22 protein-coding genes are annotated in these 24,475 nt (G+C 64.5%); 6 read left to right on the forward strand and 16 right to left on the reverse strand.

All coding sequences use genetic code 11. From position 1 onward, the window contains the following. Window positions 1–16: 16 nt before the first annotated feature. The 9 genes from AB4Y31_RS10535 to AB4Y31_RS10575 all read right to left on the reverse strand — a co-directional run bounded on the left by AB4Y31_RS10535 (window position 17) and on the right by AB4Y31_RS10575 (window position 10,075). A complete protein-coding gene (locus tag AB4Y31_RS10535) occupies window positions 17–904 on the reverse strand; it encodes an ion channel (RefSeq protein ID WP_368674476.1) in 888 nt (295 codons plus the stop codon). Window positions 905–1,129: 225 nt separating this feature from the next. Then, complete coding sequence (locus tag AB4Y31_RS10540; protein ID WP_368673879.1) at window positions 1,130–1,375, reverse strand: hypothetical protein; 246 nt, start codon at window positions 1,373–1,375, stop codon at window positions 1,130–1,132. Between the two features lie 99 nt (window positions 1,376–1,474). Then, window positions 1,475–1,696: a hypothetical protein gene (locus AB4Y31_RS10545; RefSeq protein WP_018441134.1), complete on the reverse strand. Its 222-nt coding sequence runs from the start codon at window positions 1,694–1,696 to the stop codon at window positions 1,475–1,477. Window positions 1,697–1,812: 116 nt separating this feature from the next. After that, window positions 1,813–2,733, reverse strand: coding sequence for a carbohydrate kinase (locus AB4Y31_RS10550; protein ID WP_368673880.1), 921 nt, complete (start codon window positions 2,731–2,733; stop codon window positions 1,813–1,815). After that, window positions 2,730–4,022, reverse strand: coding sequence for an AGE family epimerase/isomerase (locus tag AB4Y31_RS10555; protein ID WP_368674477.1), 1,293 nt, complete (start codon window positions 4,020–4,022; stop codon window positions 2,730–2,732). Before AB4Y31_RS10555 ends, AB4Y31_RS10550 begins: the two co-directional genes overlap by 4 nt. A 26-nt stretch (window positions 4,023–4,048) precedes the next feature. Next, window positions 4,049–5,104: a LacI family DNA-binding transcriptional regulator gene (locus tag AB4Y31_RS10560; RefSeq protein ID WP_368673881.1), complete on the reverse strand. Its 1,056-nt coding sequence runs from the start codon at window positions 5,102–5,104 to the stop codon at window positions 4,049–4,051. A gap of 283 nt (window positions 5,105–5,387) precedes the next feature. Next, a complete protein-coding gene (locus AB4Y31_RS10565; protein WP_368673882.1) occupies window positions 5,388–7,253 on the reverse strand; it encodes an EAL domain-containing protein in 1,866 nt (621 codons plus the stop codon). Between the two features lie 139 nt (window positions 7,254–7,392). Further along, on the reverse strand, window positions 7,393–8,682 hold the full coding sequence (locus tag AB4Y31_RS10570; protein WP_368673883.1) for a GGDEF domain-containing protein: 1,290 nt from the start codon (window positions 8,680–8,682) through the stop codon (window positions 7,393–7,395). Between the two features lie 391 nt (window positions 8,683–9,073). Then, complete coding sequence (locus tag AB4Y31_RS10575; protein ID WP_368673884.1) at window positions 9,074–10,075, reverse strand: bile acid:sodium symporter family protein; 1,002 nt, start codon at window positions 10,073–10,075, stop codon at window positions 9,074–9,076. 328 nt (window positions 10,076–10,403) lie between these two features. Here AB4Y31_RS10575 and AB4Y31_RS10580 point away from each other — a divergent pair, with 328 nt between their 5' ends. From AB4Y31_RS10580 to AB4Y31_RS10590, 3 genes are all read left to right on the forward strand, one after another. Then, window positions 10,404–10,898: a hypothetical protein gene (locus tag AB4Y31_RS10580; RefSeq protein ID WP_368673885.1), complete on the forward strand. Its 495-nt coding sequence runs from the start codon at window positions 10,404–10,406 to the stop codon at window positions 10,896–10,898. 449 nt (window positions 10,899–11,347) lie between these two features. Further along, entirely contained in the window at window positions 11,348–12,451 is a 1,104-nt protein-coding gene (locus tag AB4Y31_RS10585) for a porin (protein ID WP_018441125.1), read from the forward strand. A gap of 235 nt (window positions 12,452–12,686) precedes the next feature. Further along, window positions 12,687–13,076 (forward strand): hypothetical protein, encoded by a 390-nt coding sequence (locus AB4Y31_RS10590; RefSeq protein ID WP_368673886.1) that lies wholly within the window; start codon window positions 12,687–12,689, stop codon window positions 13,074–13,076. 46 nt (window positions 13,077–13,122) lie between these two features. Here AB4Y31_RS10590 and AB4Y31_RS10595 read toward each other — a convergent pair whose 3' ends face one another. After that, window positions 13,123–13,272 (reverse strand): hypothetical protein, encoded by a 150-nt coding sequence (locus AB4Y31_RS10595; RefSeq protein ID WP_018441123.1) that lies wholly within the window; start codon window positions 13,270–13,272, stop codon window positions 13,123–13,125. A 341-nt stretch (window positions 13,273–13,613) separates the two neighbouring features. Here AB4Y31_RS10595 and icmF point away from each other — a divergent pair, with 341 nt between their 5' ends. Further along, window positions 13,614–16,973: a fused isobutyryl-CoA mutase/GTPase IcmF gene (gene icmF / locus AB4Y31_RS10600; RefSeq protein WP_368673887.1), complete on the forward strand. Its 3,360-nt coding sequence runs from the start codon at window positions 13,614–13,616 to the stop codon at window positions 16,971–16,973. Window positions 16,974–17,028: 55 nt separating this feature from the next. Here icmF and AB4Y31_RS10605 read toward each other — a convergent pair whose 3' ends face one another. After that, window positions 17,029–17,985, reverse strand: coding sequence for a nitronate monooxygenase family protein (locus AB4Y31_RS10605; RefSeq protein WP_018441121.1), 957 nt, complete (start codon window positions 17,983–17,985; stop codon window positions 17,029–17,031). Window positions 17,986–18,186: 201 nt separating this feature from the next. Here AB4Y31_RS10605 and AB4Y31_RS10610 point away from each other — a divergent pair, with 201 nt between their 5' ends. Next, window positions 18,187–18,900 carry an alpha/beta fold hydrolase gene (locus AB4Y31_RS10610; protein ID WP_368673888.1) on the forward strand — a complete coding sequence of 238 codons (714 nt, stop codon included), beginning with the start codon at window positions 18,187–18,189 and terminating at the stop codon, window positions 18,898–18,900. A gap of 87 nt (window positions 18,901–18,987) precedes the next feature. Here the strand turns inward: AB4Y31_RS10610 and AB4Y31_RS10615 are convergent, their stop codons facing one another. After that, window positions 18,988–19,524, reverse strand: a complete 537-nt coding sequence (locus AB4Y31_RS10615; RefSeq protein ID WP_368673889.1) for an Lrp/AsnC family transcriptional regulator — start codon at window positions 19,522–19,524, stop codon at window positions 18,988–18,990. A gap of 115 nt (window positions 19,525–19,639) precedes the next feature. Here AB4Y31_RS10615 and AB4Y31_RS10620 point away from each other — a divergent pair, with 115 nt between their 5' ends. Further along, window positions 19,640–20,563 (forward strand): DMT family transporter, encoded by a 924-nt coding sequence (locus tag AB4Y31_RS10620; RefSeq protein WP_368673890.1) that lies wholly within the window; start codon window positions 19,640–19,642, stop codon window positions 20,561–20,563. Window positions 20,564–20,705: 142 nt separating this feature from the next. Here AB4Y31_RS10620 and AB4Y31_RS10625 read toward each other — a convergent pair whose 3' ends face one another. The 4 genes from AB4Y31_RS10625 to bioB form a co-directional block, all read right to left on the reverse strand. After that, a complete protein-coding gene (locus AB4Y31_RS10625; RefSeq protein ID WP_368673891.1) occupies window positions 20,706–21,248 on the reverse strand; it encodes a YbaK/EbsC family protein in 543 nt (180 codons plus the stop codon). A 60-nt stretch (window positions 21,249–21,308) separates the two neighbouring features. Then, complete coding sequence (locus tag AB4Y31_RS10630) at window positions 21,309–22,247, reverse strand: hydroxymethylglutaryl-CoA lyase (RefSeq protein ID WP_018441118.1); 939 nt, start codon at window positions 22,245–22,247, stop codon at window positions 21,309–21,311. 56 nt (window positions 22,248–22,303) lie between these two features. Continuing rightward, a complete protein-coding gene (locus tag AB4Y31_RS10635; RefSeq protein WP_368673892.1) occupies window positions 22,304–23,254 on the reverse strand; it encodes a 2-hydroxyacid dehydrogenase in 951 nt (316 codons plus the stop codon). A gap of 99 nt (window positions 23,255–23,353) precedes the next feature. After that, window positions 23,354–24,400 (reverse strand): biotin synthase BioB, encoded by a 1,047-nt coding sequence (bioB, locus tag AB4Y31_RS10640; protein WP_368673893.1) that lies wholly within the window; start codon window positions 24,398–24,400, stop codon window positions 23,354–23,356. Window positions 24,401–24,475 lie beyond the last annotated feature (75 nt).

Here is a 24,475-nt window from a genome sequence, read left to right on the forward strand (position 1 = left end):
TAGCGGAGGTTTTTTGCTATATCGACTGCTTGTCCGTCGCGTCGTGGTGCTTTGTACGCGATTCGAGCTCTTGTGGAGAGGAATTTTCCTCCTCGGGCGTAAGCGCGACGACGTCGTGGAAGTGCTCGTAGTCAATATGCCGCACGCCATCTTCGTCGTCATAGAGCAGGTCGATGAACCGATGCCGCCAGCGAATGGCCTCGTGCGACCACGTGTAGCGCGCTTCCATGAGCTGTGTCGTCGTTTCGTCCGCCCCTTCGAGATAGATCATCAGTGAAGCTTTGCTGGCGGCGAGGCTCGCCGGAGTTTCGCCATAGAGGGGGCTCGTTTCGTCGATGACGTGCATCAGATTCCATCCGAGCAGGAAGATCGGGTGCCGATCGCGCACGAGCGTGAGGTCGGTGATGCGCCAAAGCGAATAGCCCTCCGGCGTCGATTCGCGGCGCATGAGCCGCAGCTTCGCCTGCGCTTCGACGATCACGTTCTGGCGCGCGTTCGCGGCGCGTACCATCAGCGTCGAGCGGCCGTCGAGCGGACGCACGATGGCGTAGCGCGAAAAAATGATGCGCGCGCGCGGACGCGAGAACCGCACGAAGATCAGGCCGGTCGCCAGAGCGATGCTCGACATGCCTATGAAGATTTCGAGCGTAGCGACGATATGCGCGTAGACGGTCTGCGGATGCATGTCCCCGTAGCCGACGGTCGCCAGCGTCTCCACGCTGAAGAAGAACGCGCCGAGAAAGCCGGGTGGCGATTGATTGGCGATCGATGCCGATCCGCAGAGATAAAGCAACGCGAACCCGGTGTTCAGCAGCAGAAAAAGCGCGGCGAGCGCCGCGAAGAAGTGAGGCCAGCTGGCCGTCAGCGCCCGGTGATAGACATCGAGGAAGAGCGGCTGCGGCATGTTGTGCGTCACGACGTTGCCGGTCTGCGTGCGCAATGTGCGGCTCGTGCGCGCGCGCCGCCGCTCGCCGCGCGCACGGCTCATGTTCGCACCCGTTGGGGCGTCTCGTTCAATTTGCTGTTGCGTACTCGATCGCATGGCGCAGGCCCTGGGTTCGGATCGGGCCTGAGCGTACCACGTGCCTTCTCGCTTCGTTCGTTTTCCCGAGCGGCAACCACGCGCGCTTCAGGGAAACGCTCTCGGCTTTGGCACGCCGGCGCCGCGCTCGATATCGGCGATCGCCTGCTGATGGGCCGCCTCGATAGCATCGGCCTCGTGCTCGTAGCCGACGTCGCCGCCGACGGTCGTCCACGTTTGCACCGGCTTGTCCTGATGGCGGATTTCGTACTCGGCATCCCAATGCGCGCGCTCGAGCGGAATCGGACGAACGTGAATCGAATAGACACCGTAGAGATAAAGTTGCTCGGCCATATGCACCTTCCTTTGCTTGCCGCGGCGAGCGTTCGGGATTCAGGCGGGAACCGTTGCGGGGAGGGAGGGCTTTTCGCGACTGGCGTCCGGTCGATGCGCCTATAACTCCAGCTCGCCGAGAATCCGGTGAGCGAGCGCCTTGCCTTCCTCCAAAGCTTCCGTTGCCGTCGTATTCGGCGCCTCGACTTCGTAGGCCGTCGTCTCGCGTTCGGTCGCGTCGTCCCGGGCGAGCGACACCACGCCCTGGAATCGGCCGTTGGCGAGCTGGCGTACCGTCACGGTCGCCGTATAGATTCCCTTGGTGTAGGTGACGTCGTCCATGATGCCGCTCCTCTCAATCGAGTGGATGCATTGCATCGTAGCACCGGTTCGAGAAGCCTACATGTCGAACGCCCGACGTCGGCAGACTGGCGTGCCTCACCGCCCGCCGGGACGACTCAGGCGTCCAGCAACAGCGCGGCTACCTCGTCGACCGTCGGCGAATGCGCGCCCGCGTAGCGGCACGCGGCGGCGCCGGCCGCGAGCGCGAACGACAGATGCTGACGCCATCCCTCATGCGGGCGCCGCATGAGGCTGAACAGCAGTCCGCCGATCGAAGCATCGCCCGCGCCGACCGTATCGACGACTTCGACGCGCGGCGGCGAGGCCTCGATCGTTTCGCCGCCGACGAAGAGCGTCGCCGCGCTTGCGCCGCGCGTGACGAGGAGCGCCGCATCGGGGTTCATCGCGCGCAGCGCTTCGATGGCGCTTGCCTCGTCGGTGCCGAAGAGACACCGCAGGTCCTCGTCGGACACCTTGATGAGGTCGGCCAGCGCGGCCATCGTTTCGAGCATCGGGCGATAGCCGTGCTCCATCAGATTGCGGTAGTTGGGATCGAAGCTGATCTTCACGCCGCGCGCGCGAAGCTCGGCCGCGAGCGTCGCGAGCGTGGCGCCGAGCGGCTGCCGGGCGAGGCTGATGCCGCCGAAATGCGCCCATTGCACGGCTTTTTCCCAGCCTTCGGGCAGCAGCTCAGGATCGAACGCCAGATCGGCGCTCGCTTCGCCGATGAAGAAATAGGCTGGCGGCTGCGTTTCATGAACGATCGCGAGCAGCGGCGCCCGCTCGACGCGCTGCAAAAACCGCATGTCGAGCCCGGCTGCCGCGCTCGCGTTCCAGAGCACGTCGGAAAAGCAATCGAGCCCGAGCGCACCCGCGCAGGCGCTCGGCACGCCGAGGCGCGCGACGGCGCGCGCGACGTTCCATCCCGCGCCGCCCGCGTGCGAGACCCATTGCGCGTCGCGCATGCGTACCAGGTCGGTGAGAATGTCGCCCGCGCTCACGAAGAGCGGGAAGTCGGCGGAAAATTTCGTGCTCATGAGCGTGGTTCCAGGGTGGGCGCGCAGGCGCTTTCGCTTTCGTCGAGTGCATTGAGCACTTCGTAGCAAGCGCCCATCGTGTGATAGTCGGTCTTTCCGGCCGGGCTCTTCTCGTCGCTGTACTTGCGGTTGTCGCAGGTGAGGATGCGGTACCAGGCACCGTATCGATGATCGACGAAATGCGTCCAGCTATAGCGCCAGATTTCGTCGTACCAGTCCCAGAACCGTTCGCTGCCCGTGCGCCGTCCGAGCAGCGCGGCCGCGGCCAGCGTCTCGGCTTGGACCCAGAAGTACTTGTCGTGGTCGCAAACCGTGCCGTCTGGGGCGAAGCCGTAGCAGAGCCCGCCATGCTCGTCGTCCCAGGCATGCGTGAGCGCCGCGTCGAAAAGCTCGATCGCGCGCGGCAACAGCCATGGCAGCGGCCGGTGCCGCTCGAGGATCAGCAGCAGCTTCGCCCACTCCGTCTGGTGCCCCGGCTGAAAGCCCCAGGGGCGAAAAATGTTCGAGCTGTCCTCTTCGTTGTAATGCCAGTCGACGGACCAGTCGGCATGAAAATGCTCCCAGACGAGGCCGTGCGAGAGCTTGGCCTGCCGTTGCGTGATATTCGTCGCGATTCGCTCGGCGCGATCGAGATAGACGAGATGGCCGGTGGCTTCGTAAGCGGCGAGCAGCGCTTCCGTCGTGTGCATGTTCGCGTTCTGACCGCGGTAGGTCGAGACGCGCCAGTCGGGCGTTGCCTCGTCCGCATAGAGGCCCGCGGCGGGATCCCAGAAGCGGTGCTCCATCAACTCGAAAGTCTCGGCGATCTGCATTTTCGCTTCGTCGATGCCCGCCATCGCCGCATGGGACTGCGCGAGCAGCACGAACGCGAGCCCGTAGCAATGCCGCGTCGCATCGAGCGCGCGCTTTTCACGATTGCGCCATTCGATCTCCCAATCGTAACCGAGGTGCTCGGCGTCCCAATGCCCGCTGCGCAGGAATGCGAGGCCGTGACGTGCGTATTCGAGGTATTGCGGATCGCCGAAATGGCGATAGGCCATCGCATAGTTGAAGACGAAGCGGCAGCTGCTGACCAAGTGGCGGCGGGTCCGGTCATAGACCGTCCCGTCGTCTTTGAAGTAGTGAAAGAACCCGCCCGTCTGGTCGTGCACCGCCGGCCCGTAGAACGCGAGCGTGTCGGCCACGTGCCCGAGCAGGAATTCGCGATCGCGGAAGTTCTCGACCGGCGGCACCGTGGTGTTCGTATGAATGACGCCCGGTTCCGCTATCGCTGACGTCGTCGCTTTCATCGATTTGTTGGCGTTCGGTAGTTTCGTCATGGTGTTGTTTCCGAATGGCTGCTCGTCATGTCGAGCGCGCGGGGCGTGCCCGCCCTTCCCGTGTACGAGGCGTGGGCCGAGCTCGCGCGCACGACGAGTCTTACCGGCAGGCGTACCTGGAACTCGGCCGGCGAATCGTCGAGCAATAGTTCGACGCCGCGCGAGCCGAGCGCTTCCTTGTCGGCCGCGATCGTCGTGAGCGGCGGCGCGGCCTGCGTGGCGGCGGGTATGTCGTCGAAACCGACGATGGCAATGTCCTCCGGCACGCGCAAGCCACGTGCGAGGCAAACGCGCATCGCGGCGAGTGCCGCGACGTCGTTGTAAGCAAAGACTGCGTTCGGCGCCTCGTCGCCCGCGCGCGCGTCGAGCAGGCGCTGCATCGCGAGGGCGGCGCCGGCATCGGGCGGCAGATTGGCGTCGATCGTCGTTTCGAGCGAGGGATCGAAAAGCAATCCCGCTTCGAAAAACGCGCGCCGATAGCCGAGCGCGCGCTGCGCGATGCTGTAGTGCGCGAGAGAGCCACCGATGAACGCCACGCGCGTGCGGTTCAGCGCGAACAGATGCCGCATGGCGAGCGCGGCGCCGGCGCTGTTGTCGAGATTGACGGAGCGCAGATTCGGCGCCCATAAATCGATGAGCACGAGCGGCCGGCCCATGGCGACGAGCGCGGCCAGTGTCTCCGGCTCGACGAAGCCCGCGACGGCGATCGCGTCGGGCGCATGCAGGCGCAGCTGCTCGGCGATGTCCTCGGTCGGGCCCGCCGTCAGCAGCGAGGGAACGATGCCGTGCGCGCGGCACGCGTTCTCGACGCCGTGCAGCACGTGCGAGAAGAACGGGCTCGCGGCGAAGTTGTTGTGCTGACGGTGCAAAAGGAACGTAAGACGACGGATGCGCGGGCGCAATTGCGCCGCGTCGTAGCCTAGGCGCCGAGCCGTTTCGACGACGCGCACGCGCGTGGCCTCGGAGAGGCCCGGCTGGTTCTTGAGCGCGCGAGATACCGTGCCGATCGACACGTTAGCCGCGCGGGCAATGTCGCGAATGGTCGTCGCCATCGTGCATCTTTCGTCCGTCGCTGCGAATCGCGCCGATTGTATAGTAAAAACTTCCGGAAACAGTCGCTGATCGGTTGGGGAATTCCCTGGAAACCTTGGTGTAGCGCGTGAGATAGAACTTTGTCTTGTTTAGTAAATAGAACTAAACACGCCAGAAGCGGCATGCCCCGGCTCTTGCCGGGGGCGATCTAGTCAGAGGGGCCGGGGCCGGGGCAGAGGCGGGGCGAAGGCGGGGCGAAGGCGGGGCAGAGGCGGGGCAGAGGCGGGCAGCGCCTCGACCGCACTAGTCGAGCGCCAAGGCGGCGCGCGGTGTCGGCGATGCGTTGTCGTGCTGATGCAGGACCGTCGCGCCCTCATCGATGTCGATCAGGTAGAAACCGCTCGCTTCTTGCTTGGCGCGGTGCTTCGCGAGCGCCGCGACCGACGCGATTTCTTCGCTGCCGTAGCGGGCGCGGCTCTCGGGTGCTGGCTTCACGCGCACGCAGCCGATGGCCATCGTCACGAAGCCGAAGAAGGACGGATTGCCGCGCCGATCCTCGCCATGAATGCCGCCCGCTTCACGGTCCTCGTCGGCGTAAAAGCGAAGCGCGCCGGAGTTGAACGTCGCGATCGCCGACGAGGCCCGTTCTCTCCAATCCTCGCTCTGGAAAAGAATCAGGAAGTCGTCTCCGCCGACGTGCCCGAGGAAATCGCGCGTCGGGTCGCAGGCTTGCGCAAGCACGGCCGCGGAGAACTTGAGAACTTCGTCGCCCTGCCAATAGCCGTAGCGGTCGTTGAACGGCTTGAAATGGTTGAGATCGACGTAGCATGCGTGAAACTCGACGTGATGCTCGACGAGCCGCGCGATGTGCGAGCTGATCGGGATGTTGCCGGGCAGGAACGTGAGGGGGTTCGCATAGCGGGCCGCTTCGATGCGCACTTCCGTGACGGCGCGCACGAGGCTTTCGCCCGTGCCGAGGCCGAGGTACTTGCCCTGATCCGTAATGACGAAGCCGTCGGCAAGGTAGCGTTGATCGTCGCTCGCGAGCAGCTTCGCCATCTGCTCGACCGTCATCGATTTTTCGATGATGACGGGCGATGCGTTCGCGAACAGCATGCAGGGACGCTTGCCGAACAGTTCGCGATGATAGGGCAGGGCATAGCGGTCCATGAAGCTGCGGCGGTTGATGAGCGCGACCGGCTCCCCCTGTTCGACGACCGCGAGCGCATGCAGCGCCGGCAAGCGATTGAAGAGATCGAGCACGTCGTTGTTGCTCGCGCTGCGATCGAGCGCGGGCGCCTGCACGAGCATTTTCGCCGCCGCCATGCCGCCGGACGGCGACCCGGGGATCGCGCTGCGCCGCGCGCCCGGAAACACGGCGATGTGTCCGGCGCCGAGCGCCTCCTTGGCCGCATCCGAGACGGCCCGCGGCGCGCGCGCCTGCGGGCGCCCGAAGAAGTAGCCCTGTCCGAACGAGATACCCATGTCGCGCACGACGATGAGGTCCGCTTCCTTTTCGATCCCCTCCGCGACGAGCCGCGCGCCGCTCGCTCCCGCGAAGTGCTGCATCGCGCGCACGGCCTCGAACTTGAGCGGGTCCTTCGCGATGTCGTCGATGAAAAAGCGGTCGATTTTGACGACGTCGGGCTGCAGCCTGACCCAGAGGTTCATGCTCGCGTTGGCCGTGCCGTAGTCGTCGAGCGCGAACTGCGCGCCCGTTTCGCGCAACGCGGCGACGATCGGTTCGAAGCCCGCCACGTTGTCGATCGCACATTGCTCGGTGAGCTCGAGCACGATGCGCTCGATCGGCATGCCTTGCCGACCGAGCCAATCGGCGGCGTGCTCACGCGTGCGGCCGAGCGTGGCGATCGCTTCGGCGCTGAAATTCAGGAACAGCTTGCCTTCGCAGCCGAGTTCGGCGAATGCGGCGACGCAAGCGGCGGCGGCCGCATGCTCGAGTTCGACGGACAGGCCTTCGCGCGCCGCTTGCGCGAAGAGCGCCCCGGGCGATTCGAGGAAGGTCCCGGCCGGCCCGCGTATGAGGCCCTCATAGCCGAGAATCGTGCCGCCGCCGAAGTCGACGATCGGCTGGAAGACCGCGGACAGCGCGCGCCCCTCGATGAGCTCGGCGATCTTCGGCTCATTCGGCGGCGAAAGATGTGATGACATGAAGGGCAATGGCGGGCAATTGGGCGTACCAGTACGACTCTCGGCTTAACGACCGGAATGCTTGAGAGTTGAATGAATTTTTCGTGAAGCGTTGCACCGCTTTGGTGCGCGCCATGCCTGCCGCCGGCCCTCCGATGCTTCAGTCGGTGATCGGCTCGCGCGAACACGGCGCGTCGCCATGAGTGGCGGACTCCTTTGTCGCGGAGCCCGGCGCGGCGCCCTGGGCGCTCGGGCCTGGCTCCGGGCGCGGTCCCGCATCGGTTGCGGGCAGCCCGTGCTCGGGCGGACGCGGTGCGATCACAACGCGATTGCGGCCGCTCCCTTTGGCGTCGAGGAGCGCGGCGTCGGCGCGGCGAATCACTCGATCGATCTGCTCGCCGCGCACATGCTGAGCGACGCCGACGCTGATCGTCAGCGTCACTTCGAACTGTCGCATCTCCTCGATCCGCTTGCGCAGCCTCTCGGCGGCGCGCGCGGCGTCGATCTGATCGCTGCCCGGCAACAGCGCGACGAACTCCTCGCCGCCGAAGCGGCCACAGACGTCCGTGGGACGCAGACTGTCCTGAATTCCGCGCGCGATGAGCCGCAGCGCGCGGTCGCCCGCGTCGTGGCCGAACCGATCGTTGACCGACTTGAAGTAATCCGCGTCGATGTAAAGCGCCGAGAGCGGCTGACCTGTGCGCTCGGCGCGGTGGATGAGGCGCCGGCCGAGCTCGAACACGCGGCGCCGGCGCGGCAGCTGAGTGAGCTCGTCGATATCCGCGAAAGCGCGCAGCTGCACTTCGAGGCGAAAGTTCTTCTTTTGCGAGCGCAGGGCGAACAGGTTCGTCACGAGACTCGCCGAAATGGCGGCGACGATCGAGAGCGCCACGCCGAACCGCTCGGGAGCCGGCGGTGCGCTGAATGCGAGCAGCGCTACCGGTCCGGCCGCCGCAAACGCCGCCGCCGCCGCGAAATCCCAGCCGCGCAGCAGGACCGGGCTGAACGTGAGCGGAACGAGGACGAAGGCGGGCAGAACGATCGCCGGGTCCTCCCCCCAGTGCACGGCATGGAGGACAATGCCGGCCTCAAGCGCCGCAATGAACGCGAGCGCGGCGAGGCTCGCGCGCAAGCCGCTGCGCGGCGCCCACGCGACGACGAGCGCCGCCCCCATCGGCATTGCGGGCAATGCGCCAAGGACCGCTGCCACGGTGGCGAGGCCGTGCCTGAACCAGATATCGCCGGCGACGAGCACGACATAGCCCACGAGCAAGGTCAGCAACTGCGCGCTGAGGAACGACGAGAGCCTTTCGGCGGCGTAATCCTCGAATGACTGGCTTTCTTGCGGAGTATCGATCGTCTTGGCGCGCTGCCCCGGCCAGCGCCGCTTACGACGGAGCCGATTCCCCCCGTCGAGACGATCCTCTTCAGATCGGTCCTCGCTGCTCATTTTTCTCTCTTTTGGATGCGCAACTAAGCATTACGGAACCGACAGCTCGTTCCGTCGCGCCATTCTAATGTGCGGATTCCCGGTTGGGATACGTTTAACGATATTTAGTAATCCTATGGTCCATAGCCGGGGCAGTATCGTCTATAGCGGTTTCTTCCACGTTCTTCTATTGTTCGAAAGACGGTGTGCGGCGGACGTTCGTTTCAAACAGGTAGTGAGATTCCGAGCAAGAATCAAATAGCAAACGTTTGCGAGTCGAGCCGATCGTTAATTGCAATTGTGAATGTCGGCGATGCCAAGACTATCGCCTTTATAGAACGCCTCGATTAATGGGTTGCCGGGCGTGTCGGACTATTCATCATATTAATGCTGCAAGAGCCTTGATCGCGGTTCAGCGCGCGTCGACGGGCAGCGTTTCGGCGCGCGCCGCGCGGTCGCCCCAGCGCTGCGCGAGGGCGGCGCAGACCATCAGCTGCATTTGATGAAACAGCATCAGGGGCAGCACCGCGATGCCGATTGCCTGGGACGAGAAAATGACCTTGGCCATCGGAATGCCCGAGGCGAGGCTCTTCTTGGATCCGCAAAAAACGATCGTGATGCGATCGGCGCGATCGAAGCTAAGCCGCTTGCCGACCCATCCCGTAATCAAGAGTGCCGCGCCGAGCAATGTGCCATCCGCGACCACCAGGCCGGCGAGCGTCCTCAGTCCCAGGTGCTGCCACAGCCCTTCGTTGATCGCTTCGCTGAATGCCATGTACACGACGAGGAGGATGGAGCCTTGATCGACGAAACGCAGTGCGCGACGGTGGCGATCGAGCCACGGCGCGACGACCGGTCGCAGCAGTTGTCCCGCGACGAACGGAACGAGCAGTTGGGCCACGATGTTGCCGACTGTGTGCCAGGGCGAGCGCACCGCGGCGGACTGGCTGTCGACGACGATGCCGACGAGCGCCGGCGTCACGAATATGCCGATGAGGCTCGACGCCGACGCCGCGCAGACGGCCGCCGGCACGTTGCCTCGGGCGATCGATGTAAAGGCGATCGATGATTGAACGGTCGATGGCAGCGTGCAAAGAAAGAGCACGCCCGCGTAAAGGGCGGGCGACACGAGGGGCGAGAATAGCGGCTTGAACGCGAGGCCGAGCAACGGAAACAGAATGAACGTGCTGGCCAGCACGAGCGCATGCAGACGCCAATGCGTGGCGCCCGCGAGCACCGCCTCGCGCGACAGCTTGGCGCCATGCAGGAAAAAGAGCAGACCGACGGCGACGTTCGTCAACGCGTTGACTGCAACGGCCGCTTCTCCGCGGCACGGCATGACGCTCGCGAGGACGACAGTGCCCACGAGCGAAAGCGTGAAACGATCGGGAATCAAAAACGGCAGACGGGGCATGTCGGCGTCGAGCGGAAAAACGGCAAAGAAGCGATGAATAAAAACCAGGGCAAGCCAGGGCGAAAACAGACCCTCGATGATCTCACGGACCGAACTCGAATACGCCGATTACTGCATTTGCGGCACGCTTGGCGGAAAAAAGAGATGTCGGTAACACCAGGTTACAACGGCGTCGAGCGCATAACACTTTTTGCCTCGACACACCCGAGGGTGGCCCATAAATTACCCTTGCGGCGCGCCCCTCCAGCCTTTCCTCCGATCAAGCTTCGGTAAAGACGATGTTGCTGCAATAGAGTAAGAGGCGTAGCCGCGGGCGAGTGGATCAATCATGGCGGATGCGGGTTTTCAAACCATCGGGCGTTGGATGACGGCCGCGATTTGCGCGGCTGCGATGTCGCTCGCGCAAGCCGCGCCGCCTATGCCGGCGCATGCCGGTGCGGTCAGCTTCCGGCAACCGGCGAGCTTCGGCTTCGGCGCGTTCTCGACGCATCCGGCATTCGTCCGGCAGCCCGGCGCGGACTACCTACAGATCGCGCGCAGCACCTATCCGGAAACGGACCGTTCACCGCGCTCGCGGGCCCCCGCGTCTTCACGTCACGAACGCTTGTTGCCGCGCGCCGCCCCGGGAGGCATACCGTACCGGCCTGTCAGCGAGAACGGCCGAAACGTGCCTCGCCCACCCGATAATTCGGCCTATGTAAGAGCCGGTTCAATTCGCGACGCGGTCACGCGCTACAACGAAGAGCGCGAATCCGGGCGCGTCGCGCCGCGGCCCCCGAGCCCCGGGACGCGTGCGCCCGATCCCTGGCTTTACCGCAACTGATCTGACTCGCGCCGCAGCGCGCTCCGTCGCTCCTCCCTGGTCCTTGCATGGCAGCCGAGCCGGTTGCTGATGCAAACGCGCCACACTTTTTCGCCTGAGCCGCCCTAGTTCTCGCCTCGCAGCGCGCTCGCGCGCGAAATGATTTTGTCATGAGATTTGTGATGCGCCACTATTGCGGCTTGGCGACCCGCGGCGGCCCAAAGCTGCCTCAAGCGCGTCCGCAAACGTCGCTCGCGATGGCAATGGCGGTGCGCCGTGCCCCAAAAGAATGCGGCGTTCGCTCGATTATCGGTGCCGCTATACCGGCAATAACCAAATCGTTTTTTGTTCGGAAAAATGGTCCGCAACGATGATCCCGGTCCGAGCAGCGCCGGCGATCCGGAGAACGCGAACGGGGCGCGCGAGCGGTTCGCCAAGCTTCGATTTTTTCGACAAAGACAGGAGATCCAATGAAAAGCACCGTCAGCCGTGCGCTGAAGAAGAGTTTCCGAACGGCCGCCGCGGCGGGCCTCATGGCGGCCGGCTCGGCCGCCTACGCGCAATCGAGCGTCCAGTTGTACGGGCAAGTCGACAGCTGGGTCGGCATGCAGCAATTCCCGGGCGAGCAACGCTCGTGGGTCGTCGGGGGCGGCGGCATGTCGACGTCGTACTGGGGCTTGAAGGGCGCCGAAGATCTCGGCGGCGGCTACAAGGCGATCTTTACGCTGGAAGACTTCTTCCTGCCGCAAAACGGCAATTACGGTCGCTTCACCGGCGATTCGTTCTTCTCGCGCAACGCCTACGTCGGTATCGAATCGCCATACGGCACGTTCACGGCTGGCCGGCTTACGACGCAGCTTTTCATCTCGACGATTCTTTTCAATCCGTTCATCGATTCGTACACGTTCTCGCCAATGGTGTATCACGTGTTCCTCGGCAACACGGCGATTCCGACCGGCGCGACTTATACGACGGACACGGGCGTCGTCGGCGATTCCGGCTGGAACAACGCGGTGCAGTATTCGACGCCCGATTTTCACGGTCTGTCGGGCAGCGTCATGTACGGGCTCGGCAATCAAGCCGGCAATAACGGCGCCAAGAAGTGGAGCGCGCAGTTTCTCTATTTTCACGGACCGTTCGCGGCGACGGGCGTATTCCAATACGTCAACTTCAACAACAGCCCCGGCGACCTCGTCTCCCCGCCCGCGTTCGGCTCGATCGTGCCGTTCAAGAGCCAAAGCGTGGCGCAACTCGGAGCCAGCTACGACATGAAGTTCGTCAAGTTCTACGGGCAGTACATGTACACGAAGAACGACGAGATTGGCGGCGGGAGCTGGCACGTCAACACAGGGCAAGGCGGCGTGACGGTGCCTGCCGGCCCCGGCACCATCATGGCTTCGTACGCCTATTCGCGTGATGGCGGCGGGCTCGACCAGACTCGCCGAACGTGGGCCGTGGGTTACGACTATCCGCTCTCGAAGCGCACCGATGTCTACGCGGCCTATATGAACGACCAGTTCAACGGACTTTCGACGGGGCAGACCGTCGGCGCCGGCGTACGCGCGAAGTTCTGAGCGCCGTCGGACTTGCCACCCCGCGCACGGCGCCCATTGCCCGTTGCCGGTGCTGGGCGCCTCGCTCGCAACGGGATCGGCTTACCGTTGCTTACGCATGCTCAAGCCTGTCGACGGCGCGGTCGTTAGCCCGGTCTAGATGTGCCAAATCGCATGAGAGTCGCGATGCCGGCGCGGCAAGGAGCCTGTAGACGCCACAGTCGGGCGGGCTCTCGCATACCACGGGAGATCGATCATGCAAATCGGGAGCGCGCTCACGTCCTACGCGCAGCAGGGAAACGGAACGAGCCCCGATTCTGGCTGGCAAAACCGCGGCGCCAACGGAGCGAGCCAGGACCCGCAAATTCTGCAGCTCGCTGAAACGGCCGTGCCGACACAGGATGCGGCCGTCTCCATCTCTGCCGAAGGAGCGGCGGCCGCCGCGCGCGATGGGGCTGCGACGTCCGACGCGACGCTGGATGCGTCGTCGCAGCCCGATGCTTCGCCGGTGAAGTCGTTTACCTACGGTACGCTCGGCCTCGAGCGCCCTGACAAGCCGGAAGAGGAAACGAACGGGTACTACACGGCCGGCCGGTGGCTGGCGGCCGGCATCACGCTCGGCGGTCTGATCGCGCTCGTGGCCTGAGCGCGATTTCGCAGCAGCGCGAGCGAGCCCTGCCGTTCGCGGGCGCTTACTGGCACGTAACGGCGCAAGTCACAGCGCCGACGCCCGCAAAAAAGCCGAACAGTCCGCCGAGCGCGAACGTCTCCGTGCTCGTCGCGCATCCTTGCAGATCCAGCACGCCGACAAGCAAAAGAATAATCGCGATGAATCGCCGCATGATATGGGTCCGAGGAGTGCGACGCGCTCGTGGTACCTCGGGAGCCCGCATCGCCGCTAAAGAAAGAAATGCGGACCTAGTGTAGGGAGCGGCGAGCGCGTGCGATCGGGCGAAAAAGACCACCCCGTCCGCTGTGCTTACCAGGTGTTTCAGCTCGAAAGTCGCATCGACACAGCTCGCGCGATCATGCGCTCCGCCGGACATGGCGAGGCTGCTGGCTGATGCGCGCGCGTCCCTATGCTTTTCGATTGCGGTCAGCTCCCTTTTTCGCCGTTGCCTATACTCGCAAGAGCCGCCGTGTTGCGATAATACGGTGAGACCCGGATCGAGATGGGGGAGACATGACCGACCTGTCGGCGCCGCAATCCCTTGGCGAGATCAAGCCGAGTGCTTCACCGCGGCTGCGCTTCGTCACCGCGGCCGCGCTTTTCGATGGCCATGACGCCGCGATCAACATCGTGCGGCGCATTCTGCAATCGAGCGGCGTGGAAGTCATTCACCTCGGTCACAACCGCTCGGTCGATGAAGTGGCCGATGCCGCCCTCGACGAGGACGCGGATGGCGTCGCCGTATCGAGTTATCAAGGCGGCCACGTCGAATATTTCAAGTACCTCGTCGACCGCCTGCGCGAGCGCGGGGGAGAGCGCATCAAGGTGTTCGGCGGCGGCGGCGGCGTGATCGTCGCCGACGAGATCGACGAGCTGCAGCGCTATGGCGTCGAGCGAATCTATTCGCCGCACGACGGTCAGCAGCTCGGGCTGCAGGGCATGATCGACGACATGATCGCGCGCTGCGCGGCGGCGTCGCGGGCTGCTCACCCGGCCGGCGCGCCCGGCGGGTCGGCGGGCGAGGCAGCGCTCGCCGGTCTCGAAGCCACAGGCGCGCGGCGCTGGCGCGGGCTCGCGCAACTGATCACGGCGCTCGAAAACGGCAAGGCCGACGCGACCACGCGTGCGGCGCTCGCGGCCCGTGCGCAGGCGCGGCAGGTCCCCGTGCTCGGCGTGACCGGAACGGGCGGCGCGGGTAAGTCGTCGCTCACCGACGAGCTCGTGCGGCGCTTTCGGCTCGACTATGGCGACTCCCTCACCATCGCCGTCCTCGCTGTCGATCCTTCGCGGCGAAAGACCGGCGGTGCACTGCTCGGCGACCGCATCCGCATGAACGCGATCGGCGACTGGGGGCATGGTCCACGCGTGTTCATGCGCTCTCTCGCGACGCGCGAGGCGGCCAACGAGCTGCCCGATGTCCTGCCTGACGCCGTTGCGGCCTGCAAGGCGGCGGGCTTTCAGCTCGTCGTCGTCGAGACTTCGGGCATTGGACAGGGCGATGCGGCGATCGCTCGGCATGCCGATCGCTCGCTTTATGTGATGACACCCGAGTTCGGCGCCGCCACGCAGCTCGAAAAAATCGACATGCTCGATTTCGCCGACTTCGTCGCCATCAACAAGTTCGACCGCAGCGGTGCGGCCGATGCGCTGCGCGACGTGGCGAAGCAGGTGCAGCGAAATCGCGAAGCGTGGAGCGAGCCGGCCGACGCGATGCCGGTCTTCGGCACCGTCGCCTCGCATTTCAACGACGATGGCGTGACGGCGCTCTATCAGCGGATTGCGGCGTCGCTCCATGAAATGGGGTTGTCGCGGCCGGTGCAGGGCCCGCGTCTGCCGCCCGCCGATGTGCGATTTTCGAGCGCGCGCCGCGCGATCGTTCCTCCGGGGCGCGTGCGCTATCTTTCGGAAATCGCCGAGACGGTGCGCGGCTATCGGATGCGCGCGGAGGCGCAGGCAAGGCTTGCGCGCGAGCGCTGGCAGCTCGTCGAGGCGAGGCGCATGCTGATGGACGCCGCAAGCGGCGAGCACGATGCCGCAAGCGAAATCCCTCTGGCGCGGCTCGATGCGCTTATCGCGGCGCGCGACGCGCAACTCGGCTCGGCGGAAAAGGCGATGCTCGAGGCGTGGCCCAGAACCGTCGAGGCGTACTCGGGCGACGAGCGCGTCGTCACCGTTCGCGGTAGCGAGATCCACACGGCGCTGACGATCACGACGCTTTCCGGCACGACGATGCGCAAGGTCTCGTTGCCACAATTCGCGGATCCGGGCGAAACGCTGCGCTGGCTCGCGCTCGAAAACCTGCCGGGCTACTTCCCTTATACGGCTGGCGTCTTCCCATTCAAGCGCGAAAACGAGGACCCGACGCGCATGTTCGCGGGTGAAGGCGATCCGGCACGGACCAATCGCCGCTTCAAGCTATTGTCGGAGGGCATGCCGGCCGCGCGACTTTCGACGGCGTTCGATTCGGTCACGCTATACGGCGAGGACCCGGACGAGCGGCCCGACATCTACGGCAAGATCGGCAACTCGGGCGTTTCCGTGGCGACGCTCGACGATATGAAAGTCCTCTACGACGGCTTCGATTTGTGCGAGCCGAGCACCTCAGTGTCGATGACGATCAATGGACCCGCCCCGACCGTCCTCGCGATGTTCTTCAACGTGGCCATCGATCAGCAGCTCGAAAAGCTCGCCGCGCGCTGTGCGCGAGAGGGCAGACAGCCGCGTGCCGACGAGATGGAGGTGGCGCGTGCGAGCGCGCTGCAAAACGTTCGCGGGACCGTGCAGGCGGATATCCTCAAAGAGGATCAAGGGCAGAACACCTGCATCTTCTCGACCGAGTTCAGTCTGAAGATGATGGGCGATATCCAGCAGTACTTCGTCGAGCACGACGTCCGCAACTTTTACTCGGCGTCGATATCGGGCTATCACATCGCCGAGGCAGGCGCGAATCCGATCACGCAGCTGGCCTATACGCTCGCGAACGGGTTCACCTATGTCGAAGCCTATCTGGCGCGCGGCATGGCGATCGACGATTTCGCTCCCAATCTGTCGTTCTTCTTCTCGAACGGCATGGAGCCGGAATACACGGTGCTCGGCCGCGTCGCGCGGCGTATCTGGGCCGTGGCGCTGCGCGATCGCTATGGTGCGAACGAGCGCAGCCAGAAGCTCAAATACCACGTGCAGACTTCTGGGCGCAGCCTGCATGCGCAGGAGATCGCGTTCAACGATATTCGTACGACGCTGCAGGCGTTAATCGCCATTTACGACAACTGCAACTCGCTGCATACGAACGCCTACGACGAAGCGATCACGACGCCTACCGAAGAATCGGTCCGTCGGGCAGTCGCGATTCAGCTCATCATCAATCGCGAGTGGGGGCTCGCCAAGAACCAGAATCCGAACCAGGGCAGCTTCGCGATCGAGGAGCTCACCGATCTCGTCGAGGCTGCCGTCCTCGCCGAGTTCGACCGACTGACCGAGCGAGGCGGAGTGCTGGGCGCCATGGAGACAGGCTACCAGCGAGGCCGCATCCAGGACGAGTCCATGCGCTACGAGCACCGCAAACACGACGGGTCGTATCCGATCGTCGGGGTGAATACGTTCGTTGGAAAGGATGCCGACGAGTCCGAGGCGCCGCCGATTTCGCTCGCGCGCTCGACGCGGGAGCAAAAGCAGAGCCAGCTCTCGCGTCTCGCCGCTTTTCACGAGCGGCACCGCGACGAAGCGGGGCCGATGTTGCGTCGCCTGCAGCAAGCAGCGATCGGCGACGAGAACGTATTCGCCGTATTGATGGATGCGGTGCGCGTCTGCTCGCTCGGTCAGATCACACACGCGCTATTCGAGGTGGGAGGTCAGTATCGGCGAACGATGTGAGGTTGCGAACGTCTGTTTGCATCCCGGTCGAACGACGTAGCCCCAGGCGGCGGCGTTATCGTATCGATAGCTTTGCCCGTGCTTCGTCGTACTCGCGCTCGAGCCGCGCGACGAGTTCGGCGACGCTCGGAATATCGTCCATGAGGCCGACGCCTTGGCCGGCGCCCCAGATATCCTTCCACGCTTTTGCTTTGTCGCCGGCGAAATTCATCGCCGACTTGTCCGACAGGGGAAGGTCCTCGGGATCGAGCCCAGCGTTGACGATGCTCTCGCGTATGTAGTTCCCGTGCACGCCTGTGAAGAGGTTCGTGTAGACGATGTCGGCCGCGCTCGCGTTCACGATCGCATGCTTGTAGCTATCGACGGCATGCGCCTCCCGCGTGGCGATGAAGCGCGTGCCCATGTACGCGAGGTCCGCGCCCATCGCCTGCGCGGCAAGGATCGAGCCGCCATTCGCGATCGCACCCGAGAGCACGATGGGTCCATCGAAGATGCGCCGTACTTCGCCGACGAGCGCGAACGGCGAGATCGTGCCCGCATGTCCGCCGGCTCCCGCCGCCACGAGAATCAAGCCATCGACTCCGGCTTCGAGCGCCTTTTGCGCGTGGCGTAAATTGATGACGTCGTGCAGCACGATACCGCCATAGCTATGCACGGCATCGATCATCTCCTTGACGGGCGCGCGCAGGCTCGTAATGAAGATGGGCACCTTGTGCTCGACGCAAACGCGCACGTCGTGCTCGAGACGCGCATTCGACTGATGGACGATCTGGTTGACCGCGACGGGCCCGACCTTCGCGTTTGGGTTCGCCGCCTTGTGGGCGGCAAGCGCCTCGCCGATCTGCGTGAGCCACTCGTCGAGCAACTCGGCCGGGCGCGCGTTGAGCGCTGGAAACGATCCGACGATACCGGCCTTGCATTGCGCGAGCACGAGTTCCGGATAGCTGACGATGAACATCGGCGATGCGACGACAGGCAGCGTCAGGTTTTGCAGGACGGCGGGAAGGGCCATGAGGCGAGTCTCCTTCGAAAGAGCGGGGAGAGGTAGGCGATGAAGAGAACGTTCGTTCGATTATACGGAGGGGTGAGTTCGCCGTGGCATCGGTCATTGGAGGGAGTACTCAGGCTCTACGTTTCGTGGCGCAGCGAACGGGCGCGCAGCTTAGACGTCCGTAGAATGCGAAGCTACCTGCAGAACAATGGAGCGGACGCAATGACTTTCGCCGACTTTACTCCGTTTCGCGTGGCCACCGGGGGATCAGCGATATTCGGTCTCAAGGGCGGTTCGGGGGCGCCGTTGTTGCTGCTGCATGGGCATGCGCGAACGCACGAAATCTGGCATCGGTGCGCGCAACCGCTCGCGCAGCATTTCACGGTGATCGCGACGGACCTGCGCGGCTACGGATCGTCAATCGACCCCGAGCGCGAAGGTGCGGCGAGCCGCGTATCGAAGCGTGCCTTGGCGCAGGATCAGGTGGACGTCATGCGCCGGCTCGGCTTCGAGCATTTCCTCGTCTGCGCGCACGAGTGGGGCGCGGGTGTCGCGCACCGGATGGCGCTCGATCATCCCGATGCAGTCGATCGATTGATGTTGCTGGGTACGGCCCCCTCGATGACCGACTACGACGGCGCGGCCGAGCTGGCGGCGGCTGATTCGATCGATCTCGAACACGATCGCGCGGACGTCGAGCGCGGTCGTCGCGTGGCGTGTCCGCTGCGCGTTCTGTGGGGCGCCCGAAGTGCCGTCGGTCAATGCGCCGATCCCATCGGCGCATGGCAGCGCATGGCACGCGACGCAAGCGGTCACGCGCTCGATTGCGGCAGTCTCATTCCCGAGGAAGCGGCCGATGCGCTCGTCGCTGAAATGTTGGACTTCTTCGAGGCGCGAGAGTCCGGTGAATCCGGCGAAACTCGGATGAGGCATTAGGCGCTCACGGGATCCGAGCCTCGCGCGATGGTGCCGCCGGCCGCCAACCGTGCGAGAGCGGCTTCCAAGACGTCTCTTGCGTCGACGCTAACGCATGCCGCGCTTGCCGGCCCGCGGCGTGGTCGCCGGCGCCTGGAGCGGCGGCAGGCGGCGCGCGACCGGTGTCGATTTGATGATGGCCGTGTTGGTCTCGGCGCGATCGGTCACCTTCGCGAGGATATCGTCGAGCTCATCGATCGAACGCAGGTAAAGGCGGCAGACGAAGCAATCCTCCCCCGTCACCTTGTCGCATTCGACGAACTCCGGAATCCGCCGGATCGCCTCCTCCACGAGATGCAGTTGGCCAGGCAATGGCCGTACGCGCACGATGGCCTGCATCGTATAGCCCAACGCGCGCGGGTCGATTTGCACTGTGAAGCGCTCGATGACGCCCTGCGTTTCGAGGCGGCGCAGACGTTCGGCCGTGCTCGGCGCCGACAAGCCGACCTCGCGCGCAAGATCGGCCACGGCCGCACGGCCGTTTTCGGCCAGCAGCATCAGCAACGTGCGATCGATTTCGTCGAGCGTGGCGGCGCCGGCGGAGGGCCCCGATCCCGCGCCAGCTTCATAAAGGCGTTTCGGCATGTCTTGCCTTCGATAAAAAGACATAAAGCTTTCTTCGCCTTAGTTTAGCCATGTCTTACGCCTCACGTAACCGCTAGACTGCATCGTATCGAAAGCATCTTTTGTCGAGGCATCCGTGGCTAACCAGGAAATCCGACGTGGCGCGTTGGAGATGACCGTCGCAATGTTGATATCGGGCACGGTGGGCTGGCTCGTCGTGAAGTCGGGTGAGCCGCCTGTCGCCGTCGTATTCGTTCGTTGCATCTTCGGCGCCATCACGCTTGCGCTCATCTGCGCGTGGCTGGGCCTTCTCCGGCGGGACGCCTTGTCATGGCGCATCGCGGGCCTGGCGGTCGCCGGCGGCGCGGCCGTCGTCGCCAACTGGATTCTGCTCTTCGCCGCCTACTCGCGCGCGTCGATCTCGATGGCGACGGCCGCCTACAATACGCAGCCGTTCATGCTCGTTGCGTTGGGCGCGCTCGTCTTTCGCGAGCGCATCACTGCGTCGATCGCAGTCTGGCTCGCCGTCGCCTTCGTCGGGCTCGTCTTCGTCGTGCGGGTGGAGCCGGCCGTCCTTGCCGTGCCCGGTCAATATCTCGAAGGGATCGCCTATGCGCTCGGCGCGGCATTTTTTTACGCCATCGCGTCGATCGTGACGAAGCGGCTCAAGGGCACGGCGCCGCATCTGATCGCGCTGATCCAGGTGACGCTCGGTGCGCTCGCGCTCGCGCCGTTCATCGATTTTCATGCGTTGCCGAAAAGCGCGGGCCCCTGGGCGGACCTCTTCACGCTCGGCATCGTCAACACAGGTCTCATGTACGTGCTGCTGTACGGCGCGATTCAAAGATTGCCGACCGCGATGACGGGCGCGCTCTCGTTTATTTATCCGGTAGTCGCGATCGTCGTCGACCATGTCGCGTTCGGGCAAACGCTGGCCTGGGTCCAACTGCTCGGTGCCGCGCTGATTCTGGTCGCCGCCGCAGGCGTCAATCTCGGTTGGCGTGTGGTGCCGCGCCGGGCATCGCTGGCGCGCGGCTCTTCGCACGCAAGTGAAATTTGAGTGAAAGCGGGTTGTAGAGTATTCGCAGGGAAATCACCGATGCGCTCGATCAAGGCGCATCGGTATGATGACGGTGACGCTGATCACGTCGTACATTGCGCCGTTCGCCATTCTTGACGAGCGGCTTTTCTTTTTTGGCCTCTCAATCGCGCAAAGCCACATCGGCCACGGGGGCGTCCGTCAGTCCGATCAGTTCCTGCGGCGACAGATTGAAGACGGCGTGAGGATGGCCGGCCGCCGCCCAGAGGCTGTCCAACTGCAACAGGTCCGCATCGATCAGCGTAACGGGCGGCGTGACGTGCCCGATCGGGCAGACGCCGCCTATCGCATAGCCCGTCTTCTCGCGCACGAACTTCGCGTCCGCTCGCGCGACCGGACCGACTCGCGCGGCGACCTTTTCCTCATCGACGCGATTGGCGCCGCTTGCGATGACGAGCACGGGCATATCGTCGTCGCGGCGTCGAAAGAGGATCGACTTCGCGATTTGCGCGACGGTGCAGCCGAGCCCTGCCGCTGCTTCCGCCGAGGTCTTGCCCGTCTGAGGCAACATCACAACAGGCTTCTCATGCCCACGCTCGCGCAGCAGCAGAGCAACGCGCCGCGCCGATTCGGGCAATGCGGCGAGTGGTTCCGAGGCATCCGCCACTTCGGGCGCGTTCGTGGGGGTCAATCGTTCGTTGTCCATATTGATCGGTGTTGTCCGCTTATTGTCGATTCTTTTGACATCCTCGCAGGCCGCGTGGCGTCACGCCTGCTCGCTTGCTTCGCTGCATTGCGCCGCATTTCGCTTTGCGAGCAATGCACGGCCGGCGCGCGACGCGTTGGGTCGGCCGATCGCCGAAGAGATGAAGTGGCCGATGTCGACGACTTGATCGAGATCGACGCCGGTTTCGATTCCAAGGCCGTTCATCAGATAGAGCACATCCTCCGTCGCGACGTTTCCTGTCGCGCCCTTCGCGTAGGGACAACCGCCGAGACCCGCCACCGACGCGTGAAAGATCTCGATGCCTTCGAGCAGCGAGGCGTAGATGTTGGCGAGCGCCTGACCGTAAGTGTCATGAAAGTGCCCCGAGAGCCGTTCGCGCGGAAAAACCTTCGTCACGGCCGCGAACACCTCATGCGTGCGCTTCGGCGTGCCGACTCCGATGGTGTCCGCGATGTCTATTTCGTCGCAGCCGAGTTCGGCGAAACGCTGCACCACGTCGACGACCGCGGGCACCGGCACATCTCCCTGATAGGGGCATCCGAGCGCGCACGAGATGCTGCCGCGCAGCCGCAGACCATTGTCTTTCGCGGCTCGCGCGACGGGCTCGAAGCGCGCAACGCTCTCCGCGATACTGCAATTGATGTTTCGCTGCGAGAAAGCCTCGCTCGCGGCCCCGAAGATGACCACTTCGTCGGCCTGCGCAGCCAGCGCGCCTTCGAAGCCCTTGAGGTTCGGCGTGAGCACCGAATAGATCGTGCCGGGGCGGCGCGCGATGCCCGCCATCACCTCGGCGGCGTCGGCCATTTGGGGCACCCACTTCGGCGACACGAACGACGCCGACTCGACGTTGCGAAACCCTGCCGCCGAGAGCCGATCGACGAGCTCGATCTTCACCGCGGCCGGCACCTGCTGCTTCTCGTTCTGCAGCCCGTCGCGCGGGCCGACTTCGACGATCTTCACTGCGCGAGGCAAGGACATGTCATTCTCCAGTCGATTCGTAAGGACTGCCGATCGATATTCGCGATGTTGTTCTCTCAGTACCCCCGCACCGGATCGACGATGCCGCCGATCGGCTCGCCGCGCTCGAGCGCGGCGATCTTTTGCGCGATCTGCGCGATGGCCGGCTCGCGCAGCGTCAAGGCCGCGATATGCGGTGTGACCGTCACGCGCGGCTCCCGCCACAAGCGGTGATCGGGCGGCAGCGGCTCCGTCGCGAACACGTCCAGCGTGGCCGCGGCGATCTGTCCCTGCGCAAGCGCATCCAGCAAGTCCGCCTCGACGACATGGGCGCCGCGCGCGAGGTTCACGAGATAGGCGCCGCGCGCGACCTTCGCGAAAGTCCGACGGTTCAGGATACCGTCGGTATCGGGCGTGCTCGGCAGTAAATTGACGAGCACTTTGAGGCCATCGAGAAACGCGTCGAAATTCGCTTTGCCCCAGAACGTTTCGACACCCTCCAATGTTTTCTCGCTCCGGCTATAGCCGCGCACGGGCAAGCCGAGCGATGCAAGGGCCTGCGCGACATGCGCGCCGAGCGCGCCCAGCCCGAGCACGCCGACCGTAAAGGTGTCGCGCGCATGCGGCGCGAGTTCGCGCCAGCTCGGATCGGCTTGCCGCTGCGCGAGTTCGTATTCGTCGAAGCGGCGCATGTAGCGTAACACCGCGTAAGTCGTGTACTCGGCCATTTGTGCCGCCATGCCCGTATCTTCGAGCCGGATGATCGGCACGCCATGCGGCAGCGTTCCCGGCGCTTCGCGCTCGAGCGACAGCAAAGCGTCCACGCCCGCACCGAGATTGAAGATCGCTTTGAGCCCGGCGCGCCGCGCGAACAGCTCGCGCGGGGGACGCCAGACGAGCGCGTAGTCGGCATCGGCCGCATCGCCGGGCTCCCACGCGCGTACATGCGCCCCAGGTAGCGCGCGTGCGAGCGACGGCAGCCAATGGTCGGCCTCGTTTGCCTGCGGCGTGTGGAAGAGAATCTTCATGCGTGCTGCGTAGGGTAGGACGACGAGTCTCTGAACGAAGGGGCGAACCCTCTCATTCTACTTGCTCACCCCCGCGCTCGCGAACCCGCACAACGGACCTTAGTCGTTGCGGCATGCCTCTTTGCATACGTCTTGCGCCGCCGGCAGATGCGCCGCGCTCTGCGCGCGTATGCCGAGGCGGTCGAAAAGTTTCCGATCGGCGTCCGCCTGCGGATTGCCCGTCGTCAACAATGCGTCGCCGTAGAAGATCGAGTTGGCTCCGGCCATGAAGCAAAGTGCCTGAATGGCATCGTTCATTTGCTGGCGGCCGGCCGAGAGTCGCACCATCGCTCGCGGCATCGTGATGCGCGCCACGGCGATCGTGCGCACGAACTCGAACGGATCGAGAGGCTCGACTTCGCCGAGCGGCGTGCCTTCGATCGCGACGAGATGATTGATCGGCACGGATTCGGGATAGGGGTCCATGTTCGCGAGTTGCGCGATGAGCCCCGCGCGCTCGCGGCGCGACTCGCCCATGCCGACGATGCCGCCGCAGCAGACGTTGATGCCTGCGTCGCGCACGCGTTCGAGCGTCTCGAGCCGGTCCTGGTAAGTGCGTGTCGAGATGATCTGCCCATAGAACTCGGGCGACGTATCGAGGTTGTGGTTGTAGTAGTCGAGGCCCGCTTCGCGCAGCGCCTTCGCCTGATGGTCCTCGAGCATGCCGAGCGTCACGCAGGTTTCGAGTCCCATCGCCTTCACGCCGCGGATCATTTCCTTGATCGGCTCGAGGTGGCGGTCTTTCGGGCTGCGCCATGCGGCGCCCATGCAAAAGCGCGTCGCGCCGTTGTCCTTCGCCGTGCGTGCCGCGGCGAGGACCTCGCCGATGTCCATGAGCTTCTCGGCTTTGAGGCCCGTTTCATAGTGCGACGACTGCGAGCAGTATTTGCAGTCCTCCTCGCAGCCGCCCGTCTTGATCGACAGCAATGTCGAAAGCTGCACGGCGTTCGCGTCGAAATGCTCGCGGTGCACTTGCTGCGCGCGAAAGAGGAGATCGTTGAACGGCAGCTCGTAAAGTGCCGCAACGTCGCCGACGCGCCAGCGAACGGTATTCGGTGTTTGCGGTGCGGCCATCGGCGACGCGCTTTCGGTTTGGGCTTGAGTCATATCGTCGATCCTTCGAGGCTTGGGAACGCTGTGGGGTCGTCGTTCCGAATTCGTCAAAATTCGCGTAAGCGGTGC

The sequence above is a fragment of the Trinickia sp. EG282A genome (assembly GCF_040965455.1).
Lineage (GTDB): Bacteria > Pseudomonadota > Gammaproteobacteria > Burkholderiales > Burkholderiaceae > Trinickia > Trinickia symbiotica.